The sequence below is a fragment of the Neorhizobium sp. SOG26 genome (genome assembly GCF_003491345.1).
Lineage (GTDB): Bacteria > Pseudomonadota > Alphaproteobacteria > Rhizobiales > Rhizobiaceae > Neorhizobium > Neorhizobium turbinariae.
Window position 1 is genome coordinate 33290 of the sequence record NZ_CP025513.1, and the last position, 17548, is coordinate 50837.

General features: G+C 60.4%; 15 protein-coding genes. 4 read left to right on the top strand and 11 right to left on the bottom strand.

Translation table 11 applies throughout. From position 1 onward, the window contains the following. The first annotated feature begins 29 nt into the window (after positions 1-29). Both CYG48_RS16780 and CYG48_RS16785 read left to right on the top strand, forming a co-directional pair. Complete coding sequence (locus tag CYG48_RS16780; RefSeq protein WP_118851749.1) at positions 30-758, top strand: SDR family oxidoreductase; 729 nt, start codon at positions 30-32, stop codon at positions 756-758. Positions 759-761: 3 nt separating this feature from the next. Then, positions 762-2393: an FGGY-family carbohydrate kinase gene (locus CYG48_RS16785; RefSeq protein WP_118851750.1), complete on the top strand. Its 1632-nt coding sequence runs from the start codon at positions 762-764 to the stop codon at positions 2391-2393. A 25-nt stretch (positions 2394-2418) separates the two neighbouring features. On the opposite strand, the gene CYG48_RS22570 is transcribed toward CYG48_RS16785, so the two are convergent. The 6 genes from CYG48_RS22570 to CYG48_RS16810 form a co-directional block, all read right to left on the bottom strand. Then, entirely contained in the window at positions 2419-2583 is a 165-nt protein-coding gene (locus CYG48_RS22570; protein ID WP_199925330.1) for a hypothetical protein, read from the bottom strand. A 142-nt stretch (positions 2584-2725) separates the two neighbouring features. Then, positions 2726-4783, bottom strand: coding sequence for a 3'-5' exonuclease (locus CYG48_RS16790; protein WP_118851751.1), 2058 nt, complete (start codon positions 4781-4783; stop codon positions 2726-2728). 18 nt (positions 4784-4801) lie between these two features. Continuing rightward, the gene (locus CYG48_RS16795) at positions 4802-5326 is read right to left on the bottom strand and encodes a hypothetical protein (protein ID WP_118851752.1); all 525 of its coding nucleotides are present in this window, start codon (positions 5324-5326) and stop codon (positions 4802-4804) included. A 15-nt stretch (positions 5327-5341) separates the two neighbouring features. Further along, positions 5342-7168, bottom strand: coding sequence for a DUF294 nucleotidyltransferase-like domain-containing protein (locus CYG48_RS16800; RefSeq protein ID WP_118851753.1), 1827 nt, complete (start codon positions 7166-7168; stop codon positions 5342-5344). A gap of 84 nt (positions 7169-7252) precedes the next feature. Next, positions 7253-9019: a sodium:solute symporter family protein gene (locus tag CYG48_RS16805; protein ID WP_118851754.1), complete on the bottom strand. Its 1767-nt coding sequence runs from the start codon at positions 9017-9019 to the stop codon at positions 7253-7255. Positions 9020-9032: 13 nt separating this feature from the next. Further along, the gene (locus CYG48_RS16810) at positions 9033-9293 is read right to left on the bottom strand and encodes a DUF4212 domain-containing protein (RefSeq protein ID WP_118851755.1); all 261 of its coding nucleotides are present in this window, start codon (positions 9291-9293) and stop codon (positions 9033-9035) included. A gap of 356 nt (positions 9294-9649) precedes the next feature. Here CYG48_RS16810 and CYG48_RS16815 point away from each other — a divergent pair, with 356 nt between their 5' ends. Beyond that, positions 9650-10594, top strand: coding sequence for a bile acid:sodium symporter family protein (locus tag CYG48_RS16815; RefSeq protein WP_118851756.1), 945 nt, complete (start codon positions 9650-9652; stop codon positions 10592-10594). Between the two features lie 124 nt (positions 10595-10718). Continuing rightward, positions 10719-12131 (top strand): alanine/glycine:cation symporter family protein, encoded by a 1413-nt coding sequence (locus CYG48_RS16820; protein WP_118851757.1) that lies wholly within the window; start codon positions 10719-10721, stop codon positions 12129-12131. A gap of 27 nt (positions 12132-12158) precedes the next feature. On the opposite strand, the gene CYG48_RS16825 is transcribed toward CYG48_RS16820, so the two are convergent. From CYG48_RS16825 to CYG48_RS16845, 5 genes are all read right to left on the bottom strand, one after another. Beyond that, positions 12159-12560, bottom strand: a complete 402-nt coding sequence (locus tag CYG48_RS16825; RefSeq protein ID WP_118851758.1) for a DUF930 domain-containing protein — start codon at positions 12558-12560, stop codon at positions 12159-12161. Positions 12561-12703: 143 nt separating this feature from the next. Then, on the bottom strand, positions 12704-13717 hold the full coding sequence (locus CYG48_RS16830; RefSeq protein ID WP_118851759.1) for an acyltransferase family protein: 1014 nt from the start codon (positions 13715-13717) through the stop codon (positions 12704-12706). Positions 13718-13757: 40 nt separating this feature from the next. Then, positions 13758-15038 (bottom strand): O-antigen ligase family protein, encoded by a 1281-nt coding sequence (locus CYG48_RS16835; protein ID WP_118851760.1) that lies wholly within the window; start codon positions 15036-15038, stop codon positions 13758-13760. Positions 15039-15045: 7 nt separating this feature from the next. Continuing rightward, positions 15046-16299 carry a polysaccharide biosynthesis/export family protein gene (locus CYG48_RS16840; protein ID WP_118851761.1) on the bottom strand — a complete coding sequence of 418 codons (1254 nt, stop codon included), beginning with the start codon at positions 16297-16299 and terminating at the stop codon, positions 15046-15048. Positions 16300-16390: 91 nt separating this feature from the next. Then, positions 16391-17071, bottom strand: a complete 681-nt coding sequence (locus CYG48_RS16845) for a sugar transferase (protein WP_118851762.1) — start codon at positions 17069-17071, stop codon at positions 16391-16393. Between the last annotated feature and the right edge of the window lie 477 nt (positions 17072-17548).

Sequence of the window (17548 nt, forward strand, 5' to 3'; positions counted from 1 at the left end):
GGCGTGGCAGACACCAAGCAAGGAATAACATGAAACAGGACCTTTCCGGAAAGATCGCCGCAGTCACCGGTGCCGCATCTGGCATCGGCCTTGAATGCGCACGATCCCTGTTACAGGAAGGCGCCAAAGTCGCCCTTGTCGACCGGGCAGCGGACAGTTTGAAGTCGCTCTGCGATGAGCTTGGCCCGAACGCTTTCCCTGTCCAGGTCGATCTTACTAACCCCGCAAGCGTCGGCACGATGATGCCGAAGATCCTCGACCGCTTCGGCCACCTGGATATCTTCCATGCCAATGCTGGCGCCTACATTGGCGGCGAGGTGGTTGACGGCGACCCCGATGCCTGGGACCGGATGCTCAATCTGAACATCAATGCGGCTTTCCGATCGGTCCAGGCCGTCCTGCCGCACATGGTCGAGCGCAAGACGGGGGACATCATCATGACGAGTTCCATCGCCGGTCTCGTGCCGGTGGTGTGGGAGCCCATCTACACGGCGTCCAAGCATGCCGTGCAGGCCTTCGTACACACGGTGCGAAGGCAGGTCGCCCAGCATGGAATCCGCGTCGGCGCGGTTGCACCCGGTCCGGTGATCACTGCCCTGATCAGCGATTGGCCACAGGCGAAGCTTGACGAGGCGATTGCCGCTGGCGGCCTGATGGAAGCCAGTGAGGTCGCTGATGCGGTCATCTTCATGTTGAACCGGCCGCGCAACATCACCATTCGCGATCTCGTCATCCTGCCACTCAGCACGGATCTTTGAAGCATGGCACCCATCTTCATCGGCGTCGACGTGGGGACCGGCAGCGCCCGTGCGGGCCTATTCGACGAGCATGGCCGCCTGCTGGCTTCAGCCAAGCGTCCGATCACGATTTGGCATGAGCCCGGTCACGTCGTTGAACAGTCGAGCGCGCAGATCTGGCAGGCCATCTGCGAGAGCGTTAGAGAAGCAGTCGATACCGCAGGCACTGATCCGTCCGGGGTTGCAGGCATTGGCTTCGACGCGACCTGCTCGCTCGTCGCGATCGCTGAGGATGGTGCTCCGGTCACCGTCAGCCCGACCGGCGACGCTGAACGCAACATCATCGTCTGGATGGACCACCGCGCGACTGGCGAAGCCGCCGAGATCAACGCCGGGAAGCATGACGTGTTGCGTTATGTCGGCGGCGTCATATCGCCCGAGATGGAGACGCCGAAGCTCCTCTGGTTGAAACGCAACCTGCCTCAGTCGTTCTCCAAAGCCGAACATTTCTTCGACCTCGCCGATTATCTGACGTGGCGGGCGACCGGCTCACTTAGCCGCTCCGCCTGTACGGTCACATGCAAATGGACGTATCTCGCGCATGAGAAGCGCTGGGACGCCGCATATTTTCGGGCCATCGGTCTCGGCCAACTTGCGGACGAAGGGTTCAAGCGGATCGGCACCGAGATTGTCGACCCCGGCACGGCCCTTGAGCAGGGCCTGACCGAACAAGCAGCTGCCGATCTCGGCCTCCTCGCCGGAACTCCGGTGGGAGCGAGCCTGATCGATGCCCATGCTGGCGGGATCGGCACGCTTGGCGGCCTCGACAGACAAGCCGAAGCGAGAGCGCAAAATCGTCTGGCCTATATCTTCGGAACCTCGGCCTGTTCGATGGCGTCGAGTGATCAGCCGGTCTTCGTTGATGGGGTCTGGGGACCGTACTATTCCGCAATGATCCCGGGGTTGTGGCTGACTGAAGGCGGTCAATCTGCGGCGGGTGCTGCCATAGATCACCTTGTCACGCTGCATCCTGCAGCCCCGAAAGCGCAGCAAGATGCCGCAGCAGAGGGCCTGTCACTTGTCTCCTGGCTTGATCGGGAAGTGCAGCGCAGGTGTGCGGACGCCAGCGAAGCTGTCAGACTTGCTCGCGATCTGCATGTTGTACCGGAATTTCTCGGGAACCGATCACCTCACGCAGATCCGAGCGCGCGCGCGATCATCTCCGGGCTCGCGCTGGACACTGACCTCGACAGCCTTGTCGCGCTTTATGTCGCTGGGCTTTGCGGACTTGGCTACGGTCTGCGGCAGCTACTGGATACGCTCGCTCGCAACGGAATGACCCTTGACCTTATCGTTGCAAGCGGTGGAGCGGCACAGAGCCCGCTCGTCCGCCAGGTCCTGGCAGACACAACGGGCCTACCGGTTGCGGTCGCCGAAACAGAGGAGCCTGTTCTTCTTGGCGCTGCGATGCTCGGCGCAACGGCCTCCGCACGTTACGCGGCGCTGACGGACGCGATGAGGGCGATGTCCCGGCTGTCGGCTTTCTACCAGCCTGCAGCGGACGATATCAAAGCGCTGCACGCTCTTCGTTATCGCGCCTTTAGCAGGCTGCAAGGGGTGCAACGGGAGATCCGGTTCCAAGGCGATTTTCCTTGACGGTCTCCATCGCCATTCGGGCCGCTCAACGGTGGCCTTGCCGGGTTTCCAGCCAGTGCCAGATGCCGGCGGCCAGAGCCCCTGCGGCAATGCAGATCGCGATGCCGATGCCGGTATTGCCTCCCGCGTAACCAAGGGCGGTACCAAGCACCACACCGAACAAAATCCCCCAGATCAGCTTGCTGGTCATGATCACTCCTCTGCGGTTTGGAGACGAGACCCGTGGTCCTTGACTGAGCAGCGCCGGACGAATCTGGGTCTTTTCGCTGCCAGATCAACCACAGACGGATGATTGGTGAAGGATCACCCGTTTTCTCCCTGTGGTCGGTTCCCTAGCCGTTCAGGTCTTCCAACAATCGGCTGTGCCGGCGGACTTCTGCCAGAACATCGTCGAAACGTTCGATCCCGCGCGAAGCCAGGATCGCCTTCAGCCGCAAGAAGGCCTCGGCGGTAGCGACCGCGTCACCCATCGCTGTGTGGCGATCCTGATCCCGAAGCGGCACGGAAAGTCGCTCGGCCAGCGCATCGAGCGTGTGGTTCTCACTGGTGCCAAAGACAACGGCGGAGAGAAGCACAGTGTCCAGTACCGGATTGACAAAGCGAATGCCGAGCTCGCGCTCGCGTCGTCGCAGGAATTCCATGTCGAATGGCGCGTTGTGAGCGACGAGCACCGCTCCTTCGGCAAAATTGTGAAACTGCGCAATCGCTATCGATACGTCAGGCGCATCGGCGACCATGGCATCGGTCACGCCATGAATAGCAGATGCCGAAGGCGGGATCGGACGCCCGGGATTGACCAATGTCTCAAAGACCTCGCCCTTTATCCGTTTGCCATTGACGAGGCGGACGGCTGCAATCTGCACGATCTCGTCGCCGCGCTCAGGGAAGAGCCCCGTCGTCTCGGTATCAAAGACAACATAGGTCAGATTATCGAGGCTCGCATCCGCCACCCTGTCGTAGTGGATGCTCGACAAGAGGTCGAAATCGTAGACTACAGCATGGGTATTCTCGTCCGATACCAGTCGCAGCGGCTGTGCGGGCCCTAGCCTAAGGCTGATGACGGTGCCGCCCTCCTGCTCCTCGACTTCGAACTCCGCGGCATGCGCGTCGAGGATAGAATGACCTGTCTTGCCATCAGGGGTTTCAGCAAGGGGTCCGTTGAGAAGAATCGTTACCTCGTCTGCCGTCAACGATCTCCCGCGATGCGCGATCTGGATCTGTACGCCGTCGCCGCGCCTCCTGATCGTCAAGGTGATGCTGTCGCCTCCCTTCGCGTCAAGCCCCTGGTTCACCACCTGTCGCAGCAGTGCTGTGATCTCCGCGGCGTCGCAATGCATGACCAGCGGCACAACATCCATGTCCAACTCAACGCCTAGAGGCGCGAGTGCCTTCCGCAGCCCGTGTGCGAAATGCCGGGAATCCATTGCCACCATCGGCCAGCTATTGGTGCGAAGCGTGTCGAAGCGCGCTTCAAGACCCGTCAGTGTGGACGAGAGCCTTTGGAGATCATGCTGGAGCCTGCCGCCCGGCAGACTTCCCGCGCCACCGTCGAGAGCCTGCAACTGCTCGTGCAGGCTGCTGAGGACCGGTTTGGCGCCTGTAAAGATCTCGGTCAGCAAGGCGTCGCGCCGTGAGCAGGAAAGGAACTCGCCCGTCATGTCCCGCAAAGTCATCACATAGGCGCCGGTGTCGCCGTCATTGTCGCGCGCAAGCCGCATCCGGCCAACCAACCGACGTCCACCAACGCGCGCCTTGGAGAGGAATTCGACGACGCCATCCGGGACCTCGGCCTCAATCAGCTCCCGGTGCGCCTGGCGGATCGGGTCGTCATGGATGTAGTCGAAGACGCTTCGCCCGAGCCAGACGGAAACATCGGGGCCGGAGAGGATGTGCTGTGCCACACTGTTGTAGAAGACCAGGCAGTGCCGTCCAGTGCATAGCAGAACCGCCGGAGGCACGTCGCCCAGCAGGTGCTCCAGCTTGCTCTTGTCGGATACCAGTTGTGCCGTTTCGCGCGCCACGGCATGGGCAAGCGACGTCCGGGCGTCGCTGAGCCGCGCGGTCGCGAATGAGGCGGCAGCCGCCAGATCACCGAGGTAAGACGCGTTTGGTGAATTGATTTCCTCGGAAACGTCCGCGCTGGCGCGAACCCGAATGGCCGAAGCGATTGCGTCAATAGGTCGAGCAACCCTGGTGTCAACGATGAACCATATCCACGCCGTCAGCGTGAGGATCCCAAGGGCGGCGACCGTTCCACCCTGTATCAAGGCGTTCAAGATTTCGGTACTCGTCTGCCGATGGTACGCGAACCAGACTCCTGTGCCGATCGAGACGACGGCGCCGAGCCCGATGGCGGCAAAAAGCAACAGGATGCGGGCGCGCAGGCTCATTCCGCGTTTCAAGAGGCATCAACTCCGCTTGCAGGACGCCACCAAGGCCGGATTATCTTCCGCGACGTCGATCCATTTTGCACCCACGATGCTTCCGTCCTGTGCGATCGAGATGCTGCTGCCGACGAGATCAGCACGCTGGTGTCTTTTACAATCGAACGCGACCTTGATGCGAGCCGGCTGCTCCCACCGCGCCATCAGCATCACGTCGATCATCACGTGGTCCGGGAAGTTTTCGTGGCGCTGGGTGGTGGCTTGTTCGACGGCCGAGAAGCGCGTGACAACCGGGCTGAGATAGGACCAGGGCCGCAGGGGCGAACGGCTCTCATTCTTCCAGACCACGACGGCATTGTTGGGCAAAGTGCCCGAGATACGATCGAACCAGCTGTATTCGCTCCAGATCGCAAAGGCCAACATGCTGATGCCGGCACCTGCAGGCACGATCCATTTCGGAAGGCGCCCGCGGCTCATCCATCGCAGGCTCATCGCGATGCCGGCGACGGCAATACCCGAGATAAGGGCGGCAAATAACTCAAACAGCATTTTGTTCTACTTTCTTCATACCGGGGTATTGCCGCTATTGACCAAGGCGGACTGCATCGTGCGCACGACGACAAAGGCATCTCGCAGATGCGATCGCTCGAAGTCTCCGAAGTCGTACGGGGCCAGGAAATTATCGGGCTTGCGCCCGGCCTTCACTGCCTCGGCTTGGCTGCGAAGCCTCATGTCGGCGATCAGGTCGTAGGCTGCAATCAGATCTCGTGCGCCACCGGCGGAGATAATGCCGGCATCCTCCGCAGCTTCCAACCTCGCCCTCGTGTTGACCATCGGGATCCGCCCCTTCAGCGCGTAGACCCTGCCCAGATCGACAACCGGCACCACGCCGTTGTGCTTCATGTCGATCTGGTTGCGGTGCTCTCCATTGCGGATAGTTGCGAAACCGCGCAAAAGGCCGAGAGGCGGCGCGTGCTTCAGCGAATTGCCAATCATGTGCGCAACAAAGATGGAGTTCCGGCTTGCGCGCTCCAGAACATCGGTCCGAATCTGTTCAAACAGCGAGAACTGGCCCGCGATCGGCCGCAGGTCGAACATGACGCTGGCAAGCATCTGTGCCTTCGGCACGGGATTGTCTATCCAACTATCGAAGTAACGCCGCCATTCCCGCGACGGCTGGCACCATTCCGGATTGCTGGCCATCATGTCGCCCGGACAAAACACACAACCGCACGCATCCAGACCGTGGGTAACAAATCGGGCAAGGCGCTCGAACCAAGACCTCTGTGCTTCAGTGAAGCTGTCGTCGATGACGATGCAGTTGTCCTGGTCGGTCACGCCGGTCTGCTCCTGGCGACCCTGGCTTCCGCAGGCGAGCCAAAGATATGGCACGGGCGGCGGACCAAGCTTTGTTTCTGCAAGCACGATCAGGCGTCGGGTGATTGCGTCGGTGATATCCGTGATCTGCCGCGTCACGACGTCGTGCGCGTTGTTGCCGCCCACAAGCTGGACCAACAGTTGAGGGATGCGTGCGGCAATTCGGACGAGATCGGCAGGAGCCTCGGCCTCCGCGATCTGTCGGATCATCGACGCCGCGGAGATGGCCTGGAACCGGGTGAGGTCGGTTTGGGTCACCATGCCCACGAGTTTTTCGCCACGCACGACCGGAAGATGCGCGATGCCGCTTTCCAGCATACGGTTCAGCACGTCCGTTCCGAGGGCGTCGTCAGGCAGCACGATCGGATCGGCTGTCATCACGGTTTCGACTGTCGTCGCGACTGGATCTCGGCCTTGGGCCAAAACGCGGGACGCGAGATCCCGGGTGGTGAGGATGCCGACAAGACGCTCGCCGTCTACGACGCAAAGGCTGGAGACCTTGCGGTCGCGCATAAGTTCCGCTGCTTCACGGACACTCTGTCCCGGAGAACAGGTGATCGGCGGCCTCGACATCAACTCCCCTACCTTGCGCAGCGCGTAGTCACCGCGCTTCGCTTCGCGGGCGGGTCCGCGGGAAAAGAAACGACGGAAGACCGCCTGCTCAGACATCAACCGCCTGAACTCGGCGACCGGCAGCACAAGAAGCAGAGTGTCGGTGAGTGCGTAGGAATTGGTGACGGCAAGACCATCGGCCAGCAACCCGCGTTCGCCAAACGAGTTGCGGGGCATCAGCCGCGAAATGACAACGCCAGAATGGTCTCTGATCTCGACTTCACCGTCCATGATCAGGAGAAGACCGGCCAGCGGTTCGCCACGACTGTAGATCGCGCGGCCGGCAGTGGCCCGCTGAAGGTAAAATTGTTTGGAAACCCGCTCCAGTTCGTCGGCCGGCAGGCTATCGTAAGGATGAACGGTTTCCAGGAACTTGCGGATATCAGGGGTGACTGTTTTCATGCTGCCCCCAACCAGGCAATGCAATGTTGCACTGCCGCCAAAGGAAGTAACGGGCGGCCGAAGCCGCCCGCTTGATTGCGCATATCAGTGATGGGTTGCAGAGCCTGCACCGCGCGGAACGCGGATCGACTCCACAAGATCCTGCACGTGCTGCGGCGGAGCCTGGGTGACCATCGAAACGATGTAGGCCGTCGCGAAGTTCAGGAGGGCGCCGATCGGTCCGAAGGATGCCGGAGCAATGCCGAACAGGTGGTTGGCAGGAATGTTCTCCAGCGTGTTCGTACCCGGGACGAAGAACCATCCGAGGTAGGTGAACAGGTAGACGCAGGTGGAGATGAGACCCACCAGCATACCAGCCGTTGCACCGAGCGAGTTGATGCGCTTGGAGAAGATGCCCATCATCAGGACCGGGAAGATACTTGCCGCAGCCAGGCCGAAGGCAAGTGCCACCGTCTGGGCCGCAAAGCCCGGCGGGTTGAGGCCAAGCAGGGTCGCGACCAGGATCGCACCGGCCATGGCAATACGCGCTGCCATCAGCTCTCCCTTTTCGGAGATATCCGGCTTCAGGTAATCCTTGATCAAGTCGTGGCTGATGGCCGACGAGATGGCAAGCAACAAGCCCGCAGCAGTCGAAAGAGCGGCTGCGAGACCACCGGCTGCAATGAGGCCAATGACCCAGCCCGGAAGCTGTGCGATTTCCGGATTAGCAAGAACGAGGATGTCGTTGTTGATGTCGAGTTCGTTGCCCTGCCAACCACGCTGCGCGGCGGTTTCTGCGAAACCAGCGGCCTTGTCGTTGTAGTACTGGATACGACCATCGCCGTTCTTGTCCTCAAACTTCAGGAGACCGGTGGTTTCCCAGGTCCGCATCCAGTCCGGACGCTCGTCATAGAGAACCGCCTGTTCCTGCGGGCCGCTCGGGAAGATCGTGTCGATGATGTTCAAACGCGCCATCGCACCAACGGCGGGAGCCGTGAGGTAGAGAAGCGCGATGAAGATCAGCGCCCAACCCGCAGACCAGCGTGCGTCGGCAACCTTCGGCACGGTGAAAAAGCGGATGATGACGTGCGGCAGGCCGGCCGTACCGATCATCAGGGAGAGCGTGAACAGGAACATGTTCAACATGTCGCCCTGTGCCGTATATGCGGTGAAGCCGAGATCAGTAACGACCTGGTCGAGCTTCTGCAGCAGTGGCATGCTGGATTCGGTATGGGTGGAAAACAGGCCGAGCCATGGAAGTGGGTTGCCGGTGAGGTTCAGCGAAATGAAGATCGCCGGGATCGAGTAAGCGATGATCAGGACGAGATACTGGGCAACCTGCGTGTAGGTGATGCCCTTCATGCCGCCGAGAACCGCGTAGACGAAAACCACCGCTGCCGCGATCCAGAGCCCGGTGGACACTTCGACTTCCAGGAAGCGCGAGAAGGCGACGCCGGCACCAGTCATCTGCCCGATAACGTAGGTCACCGAGATGATGATGAGGCAGACAACTGCGACAAGCCGAGCCGTCTGGCTATAGAAGCGGTCGCCGATGAACTGCGGAACGGTGTATTTGCCGAATTTGCGCAGATAAGGCGCAAGCAGCAGCGCGAGCAGGACGTAGCCGCCGGTCCAGCCCATGAGGTAGGTCGAGTTACCGTACCCGACGCCTGCAATGAGGCCGGCCATGGAGATGAAGGAAGCAGCCGACATCCAGTCCGCCGCAGTTGCCATGCCGTTCATCACCGGATTGACGCCGCGGTTCGCAGCGTAGAACTCGGCTGTAGACCCTGCGCGGGCCCAGATCGCGATACCGACGTAGAGCGCAAACGACGCCCCCACGATCAGCAGGTTAAGCGTATACTGATCCATTGTTCCCCGTCCCTTACTGCTCGTCCACGCCGTGCTCGCGATCGAGCCGGTTCATGTAAGTCGCGTAATAAAAAATGAGCGCTATGAAGACGATGATCGAACCCTGCTGGGCGAACCAGAAGCCAAGGTCCGTTCCGCCTACAGGGATCCCGGAAAGCAATGGCCTCAACAGGATGCCGAAGCCGTATGAGACGATCGCCCAGATAATAAGGCAGATAGTAATGATGCGAATATTCGCGGCCCAATAGGCATTGGACGACGATTTGTCTGACATGAAAAGCCCTCCGCTTTTTCCAAAGCGCGCGCCGTTCGGCACGCCCCTCCTTGCACTCCGTCGATAAAGTTCGGGATACTCCTCCCCGATCACTGCGCACGTGACGCAGAGTCGCCAGCGTAGTTGTGCCAAGCTAAGCGCCAACCCCGCGAATGGTCGTAATACTAAAGTCAAAGTGAGAACCAGTACGATCGGCAAGCCTCCGCGCAGGGCGCCATCGCTTCGGCGACGAGCGTGGCTTGTGATGGTCTTCCGCCTGTTGTAGCACCGGCTCACAGAACCTAAGGGCGCAGGGGAACCGCCCGCCACATTTGCCGGACGCACGAATCCGGCAGCAGTACTTTTGGAGCAAGCACGTGAAAGCACTGGCATCCCTTTCGGCATTTGTCGGGAAGACCTTTGCCGCCTGGGTCATTCTATTTGCAGTCCTTGGTTTCTTTTTCCCCGATACGTTCAAGCAGTTCGGCCCATGGATCGTTACGCTGCTGGCGATCATCATGTTCGGCATGGGCCTGACGCTGTCGATCGAAGACTTTCGCGAAGTGGTAAAGCGCCCCTTCGACGTTGCAATCGGTGTCATCGGGCAGTTCCTGATCATGCCCCTGCTGGCAGTACTGCTGACGCAGATCATCCCGATGCCGGCGGAAGTTGCAGCCGGGGTGATCCTGGTTGGCTGTTGCCCCGGCGGCACCTCGTCCAATGTCATGACATACCTGTCGAAGGGTGACATCGCGCTTTCGGTTGCCTGCACCTCCGTCACCACCCTTGCAGCTCCCATCATCACGCCGTTTCTCGTCTGGATGTTTGCAAGTCAGTATCTTCCGGTCGACGGCTGGGCGATGTTCCTGAGCATCGTCAAGGTCGTGCTCGTGCCGCTGGCCCTCGGCGCGCTCCTGCAGAAGCTCCTGCCGGGCGTGGTCAAGGCCGCGGTCCCTGCCCTGCCGCTCGTCAGCGTCATCGGCATCGTTCTCATCGTTGCCGCAGTCGTCGGCGCCTCTAAGGCTTCGATCGTGCAGTCCGGCCTGATGATTTTCGCCGTTGTCGTCCTTCACAACGGGCTCGGCTACGTGCTCGGCTTCTTTGCCGCGAAGGCCACGGGCCTTTCGCTGGCCAAGCGCAAGGCCATCGCCATAGAGGTCGGCATGCAGAACTCCGGCCTGGGTGCAGCACTGGCGACGGCCTATTTCTCGCCGCTTGCCGCGGTACCGAGCGCCATCTTCAGCGTCTGGCACAACATTTCCGGTGCCCTGCTGGCAAACTGGTTTGCCGGTCGCACCGAGGATGAGGCGATCCAGCCCTGACGAAACAAACGTGAGGTTGCGGTTTTGCACCCCACGTGCCACCATCCGGCTACCGGAACGACCAGGTGCTTCGGTGCCTGGTTTTTGACGTGATGCATGAGCATTCCTGCGGGAGGGGACTACCGTGACCGTTCTCAATGCCGTCATTGACTTCCTGAACACGATCTTCTGGGGTTACGTCCTCATCTACGGGCTGATCGCCGTCGGCATCTTTTTCACCCTGCGCCTCGGCTTCATCCAGATTCGGCACTTCCCGGAGCTGTTCCGCTCGGTGATGCGCACACCAGAAAATGACACGAGCGGGATCACGCCGTTTCAGGCGCTCTGCACCAGCCTCGCTTCACGTGTGGGCACGGGCAATCTCGCGGGCGTTGCCGTGGCGCTTTCTTTGGGTGGCCCCGGAGCGCTGTTCTGGATGTGGGTTGTTGCTGCGGTCGGCATGGCGACAGCTTATTCCGAAAGCGCGCTGGCGCAGCTTTACAAGGTCACCGACCACAACGGTCAATATCGCGGCGGACCCGCCTTCTACATTTCGCGTGGCCTCAGGGCACCATGGGCGGGCGTCATCTTCTCGATCTGCCTCATCATCACCTTCGGCCTCGTCTTCAACGCCGTACAGGCGAACTCGATTGCCGATGCTATGCAGGGTGCTTTCGGCGTCGAAAAGCTCTGGGTGGGGGTCGCGCTTGCGATACTGACCGGCATCGTGATCTTCGGCGGTATTCGGCAGATCGCCCAGGTTGCGGAATATGTCGTGCCGTTCATGGCGGTCGCTTATCTCGGCATGGCGCTTTACGTGGTCATTGCCAATATCACCGCGGTCCCGGGCGTAATCGCCCTCATCGTCAAGAGCGCCTTCGGCTTCGAGCAGGCCGCGGGCGGCGTCGCCGGGGCCATGCTGAACGGCATCAAGCGCGGACTGTTTTCCAATGAAGCCGGCATGGGGTCTGCCCCAAATATCGCCGCAGTAGCGACACCCTCGCCGCACCATCCGTCGAGCCAGGGCTTCGTGCAGGCCCTCGGTGTTTTCATCGACACGTTGCTGATCTGCACCGCGACCGGCATCCTGATCCTTCTCTCTGGCGTCATGACGACCGGTACTGAGCTCACGGGAACGCCGCTGACGCAGGAGGCAATGGTCGCGCATATCGGCGAGGCAGGCCGGTATTTTATTGCGGTTGCGATTTTCTTCTTCGCATTCACCTCGATCATCGGCAACTACGCTTATTCGGAAAACGCGATGGTGTTCCTGAAGCTGGACAACAAGGGCAGCATCGGCGTGCTGCGGGCGCTGGTCCTGTTGATGGTGATCTGGGGCGCCTACACAACGGTTGCAGTCGTGTTCAACTTGGCAGACGCCACGATGGGACTGATGGCGTCCGTCAACCTCGTCGCCATCGTGTTGCTCTCAGGAACGGTTGCCAAGCTGACAAAAGACTATTTCGAACAGCGAAAGACGGGCGAGCCGCGGTTCAATCCTGAAGCCTATCCGGAACTGAAGGGGAAGATCGAACAGGCGATCTGGTCGGAAAAGTAAGCCGCGGCGCGCTTCGAGTAATTCGGCTCAGTCGTAGAGGTAGTACTGCGTCCACTCTTCGCGCGGGATCACCGGACCAATCTTGTACTGGAGCTTGTGCGCATCGAGGTGCCTCGGCCCCGTCTCGCACAGGAAGGACAGGCGGTACCAGTTGCCATGGCTCCGGAGCACGGCACCTGGCGCCCTGATCAGGTTGTCGCTGACTGTCGGCTCGCTCAGCGAGTAAGCGATGACCTTGTCGACCTTGAAGTCCTTGTTCTCCTCGTTGATCCTCATCATGACTTCAGTGTCACAGGTTTGTTCGAGCCGAGTCGCAGGATCAAGTTTCAGCAGCTGGCCGTTGAGTTTGTCATCCGTCAATGCCGTAGCGGCCTGCTCTGAACAGGCAATGGCAAGACCCGCGATGACAATGAGTTTTTTAAGCCTCATTGGTCGATCTCCAGATTCTTATGTGAGCTCAGCGTGGAACAAGGGTTCTATGGCCGCGGGGGCGTGACCGTGTCAACCGCGTGAGAGTGTTCCCGGATGCCGATTGCGTTACCACAGGAATAGAGACCAACAAGTGCCGCAAGTTAGGGCGCCGGTTGACCGGAAACGACAGGATTGACCGGCAGCCGCCGACGCTTGACGAAACGCTGGATCGGCTTCTCGACCATCTCATAGGCCACAACGCCCACGAAAACGCCTGCGAATGTTCCGACCGCTACGATGACCACGGGTGGAACGCCGAGGTGGAGCCCAGCCTTGACCACGACGGCCAGCGCCAGCGTATGCCAGAGGTAGATCGAGTAGGAGGCGTCGCCGAGATAGGTCAGGATCGGCAGGCTGGGTAGCCAACCTGCTTTCTCCAGCGCCAGCACCCCTGCCAACAGAAGAGCAGCGAGCGGGCCGCAACTCCACGCGTCGAATCCAAGGCGCAAGATCTCGATGGCCGCGAAGCCACCGATCGCGATAACGATCATCGTCACGCCGATGACTTTGGGTGGGAGCATGCCCTTCAGCCACAGTTGCGCAAGGCAGGCTCCGGCGGCAAACTCAAGGACCAGCGGGTTTGTGTAGAAGCGCACCAGCGGGTTTGGGTCCGCGGCAAAACTATCGATTGCGACCAGGAGGAGCAGCGAGCCTGTGAGCAACGGCAGTTGCTGCCTCGCAGGGGCCAACAGGACTGCTGCAAACACAAGATAGAAGAAGATCTCGTAGTTCAGGGTCCACCCCTGCACCAGAACAGGCCAAAGGTGACCACCGTTTGGAGACGACACTGGGATAAAGAGAAACGAGCCGATGGCGTGCAGCGGTTCGATGATGAGGTTCGGAAAAAGGCCAACGGCTGCGCCCGCAATCATGATCATCGTGACAAGCCAGTAGCTCGGCGCGATGCGGAGCAACCTGTCGCGCAGGAAAGACAGCGGTTTCACCGGTCGCCGGGCGCTCATCACCATCATGATGAAGCCGCTGACAACGAAGAAGACGTCGACGCCCGCGGCACCGATGTTGAAATGCAGCCCGGTGCGTTCCGCGGCATGGAAAACGACGACTGCGGTTGCCGCGAAGGCGCGCAAATACTGGATGCCGTAGAGCGTCTTCATCGGCCGATTGTTTTGCTGAGGCTGTGGCGAAGACATCAGATCACCCAAGGCCGATACGGATCTGGCCGAGCTTTGGCTTTGCGAGTTCGCGTGCGGGAACCGGCTCCTGCTGTCTTTGCCGAAGCGTCAATCGGCCCGCGGCGAAATAGAGCAGGAAGGAGCCGACATGGTAAGGGTGCATCACATCGATCTCGACAAAGGATCGGACAATCAGCAGGGCGGTCAGGAGGAAGAGGAGAGAGGCACCCTGGCTGCGGTCTAGGACCAGCAGTTGTCGAAAATGGCCCGCTGCGGTGCGCAACAGGACAAAGACCAGGAAAAGGGTGCCAATCAGCCCCGTCTCCACCATCGTCTCGATATAGGTGTTGTGGAAATGGAAGCCGCTTCGCGAGGCAATGAAGAAGTCGTCCCAGAGGCGCTCGGCATCCGGAAAACCCGGAACCCAGTAGCCTTGATAGCCTACTCCGACCCAGGGAGAAGCTCCAATTGCCTCGATCCCCTGCTGCCATAGATAGGTGCGGCCGGTCAGCGTCGAATCCTTGCCGAAGATCCCCAGCACGGCATCCATCCCCCCCGCCTGAAGCGCAAAGGCGATGCCACCGATGGCAAAGATCGTGCCGGCTAGAATGAGAAGTCGCCGCTGCCGCGGAGACACCTGGCCGATCATCTGCATGCCGATGCCCAGGCCGATGATCGCAGCGGTGGTGATGACGGAGGTTGCGGATTGGGATGCCAGAAGTGAGTAGGCGGAAATGAGGCCAACGCTTCCGGAGAGCGCCAGCCAGATGCCACGGGCCCGGAAGACGAAACAGGTCGCGAAGGTGAACAACACGCCGAGCGAGGCATAAAGACCAAGCTGGTTCTTCGATGAGAAGGCACCGACGAAGCTGTAGGTACCGTCAAGCGGATCGTAGTGATAGCTCCCGACCAGCAGCGAATACATCAGCACCACGGCGCAGCCGAGCATGGCGCCGCGCGACAGCGTCTGTGGGGCAAGTACCTGCACCGCAATCAGGGCGCAAACGATGTGGGTCAGGTACTGGATCGACGCGCGTAGCGAGATCGACGGCGCGGCCGACCAGAAACTCGACAGGAAACAGATCACCGCGAAGGCGAAGATCCAGCCATACCGGGCGTACGGGCCGAGCACCCTCCTGTAATCCACCAGCACCAGTGGAAACCAGAGCGCGTAATATAGAAGGATGGATACCGGGCCGAACCGGGTGGAATAGGCGAAGACGAAAAGCGACAGCGCGACGGCGCCAAGCCCAAAGGCCTGGTTACGATCCGGATTGACGAGTATCGCTTTGGCAATCTTCATGCGCGTCTCACTGCATCAGCAGTTCGGAGGCGACCTTGACCACGTCTCCGGGCTTAAGAGGCGTCGTTTCCTCCACCGGCACTTCCTTCGGTCCTTCGCCTTTATCGCGAACCACGACGTATTTGATGGTCGCCTTGGTGGCGTCGAACTTCAGCGCTTCCGCCGATTGCGCCAGCGCCTCGGACATCAACTGCCTGCTGGTGTTGAGTTCCAGCTCCAGCCTTTCGAGTTCCGCCTCGGTGTCCTGCAACTCCTTGGCGCGCTGCGCCTCCCAGTCGTTGCGCAGGTTGATCTCGTCTTGGTTCGCCTTGCTGATATCCTGCTTGGCGCGCAGCGACGCCGTGTCGATGTCGAGCAGCGTCGATTCCACCTCGGCTGTCCGTTCTTCGATCGAAAGGCGCCGCTGGCTTGTCGCCAGCCCCTGCTCGCTGAGGCGAGAGATCCGCTCGCGGTCCTTCTGGACCATGGCCAGTTGTTCCTTCTGCGTCTCCGCCTTCTGGCTAAGCGACTTCACCTCGCTCTCGAGCAGCTCACGAAGATCCGAGAGCGCCTTCAGTTGCAGTTCGTAACGCTGGCGTCGTGACTTCATCAGCGAGGTCTCGCTCGCCAGCAGCGCCTGCGCATTCGGCACCTTTTCCAGCGCCGCTGGCATGGCGATTTCTTCGGCGCCGTCGACCTCGGCAAGAAGTCGCGCCTTTCGCGCAAGCAGCCGGCCGCGTTCGCTGCCGTAAACGGCGGATTTGCCGCTGGCGTTGATGAAGTCACGCGCAAAGCGCTGGCCGGCGTCCGAGCGGCGAAGACCACCGGCAAGGCTCACCGCCTTGAGCACGGTCATGCCGGGCACATAGGCATATTCTCCAGGCGTCGTGACGTCTCCGGTCAGATAGACAGGCCGGAACTTGGCGATTTCGACAGAGGCCGATGGCTCGGTTCGAAGAGCGAACTGCGCCTGTAGCCGCTGGCCGATTTCCTTGGCAACCTCCGCCGTCGTCTTGCCGGCCACCTGAAGCTCACCGATGAAGGGTATGGCGATTGCGCCGCCGGGACCAACGGCATAATCGCCACCGATGACGCCCCAGTCCCTGACAGTACCTTCGGCTGCCTTCCACTCAGCGACGCGGATTCTCACCTGATCCATGACGCCGAGATGATAGACGTTATCCTCGGCATGCACGGGGGAAAGCGACGTGAGGGCCAATCCGGCAACCATGACACCGATGAAGGCCATGGTTCGACGCGATGCAGGCGTCTTTGTGCGCATCTTGTTTCCTAGCCTCTTATCTTGCGAGACAAGGCGGGATGACGTCATCTCCGCCGAAGAACTGCGGCTCGGGGCGAGCCGTCTTACTGCCTCAGTAGCTTCCGCGTGACAGGCACACGGCGGGGATAGTCTTGGCGATGATCAGGAGGTCCTGAACAAGCGACCAATTTTGTACGTACTGCGTGTCGAACGCGATGCGGCTCTCGTAGGAGACATCGTTGCGCCCACTGATCTGCCAAAGCCCGGTCAAACCAGGACGGGTGCTGAGATAGTAGATTGCGTCTGCGTCATAGATGTTGAGCTCCTCATCCACCACGGGACGCGGCCCAACGACGCTCATGTCGCCACGCAGGATGTTGATGAGCTGTGGTAGTTCATCCAGGCTCAGCTTGCGCAACACAGCACCAACCGCGGTCACCCGCGGATCATCCCGCAGTTTGCGGGTCTTTCGCCACTCCTCGGCGGCCGATGGATTGGCCTTGAGGTAAGCGCGCAGCACTTCGTCGCCGTTCATCACCATGGTGCGGAACTTGAGGCAATGGAAGTACCGGCCGTTGTGGCCCACCCTGCGGTGCCCATAGAAGATCGAACCTCCGTCCGAAAACTTCACGAGCGCCATGATCAGAAGAAAGATCGGGCTGAATATGATCAACGCTGCCAGCGCAGCGGTGATGTCAAAGCTGCGTTTTGCAACTCCTCCGGTGGCAAGGCTTAAAGAAGCCTCCCCGGCGTCCATGAACGGCAATCCGGCCGAACGTGTCGCTAACTTCATAGAATGACTCCATGCTACGGGTGCGATTGTGTCGGTTGCCTTGCGGCGGTTCGTTCGTGTCAGAGGGAATGATAAGTCTGTGGTCGCAATTTGGTAGGACTGTGAATTTTTCGAAACAGCGCCGGCGTCGCGAATTTTGCGGCATGAGAGCGTGGCCGCGATAGCAGTTGCAAGTGCAGCACCCGTGGCTGTCGCCTAGGAACCAAGTCAGGCGTCAGGACAGTTCACTTGAGCTCGTATGAATTGATGCTCGTCTTTCCTCGCAATACGCTGGGAGACTTACGCCCCCTCTCATGTCTAGAGCCATTTCGTCTTCGGGCGCTCATGCGAGAAGCACGCTTTACAATCCGCTGCATGATCTTTGTGCAGTGCAATACATTGCTGCGCCGCGATAGTTGCGGCTACACCCGCTACCCCTTGGAAACAAAAGTTGATCAGCACGTTCCGGATTGGGTCAATCCGGGCCCGCCTCGGCTA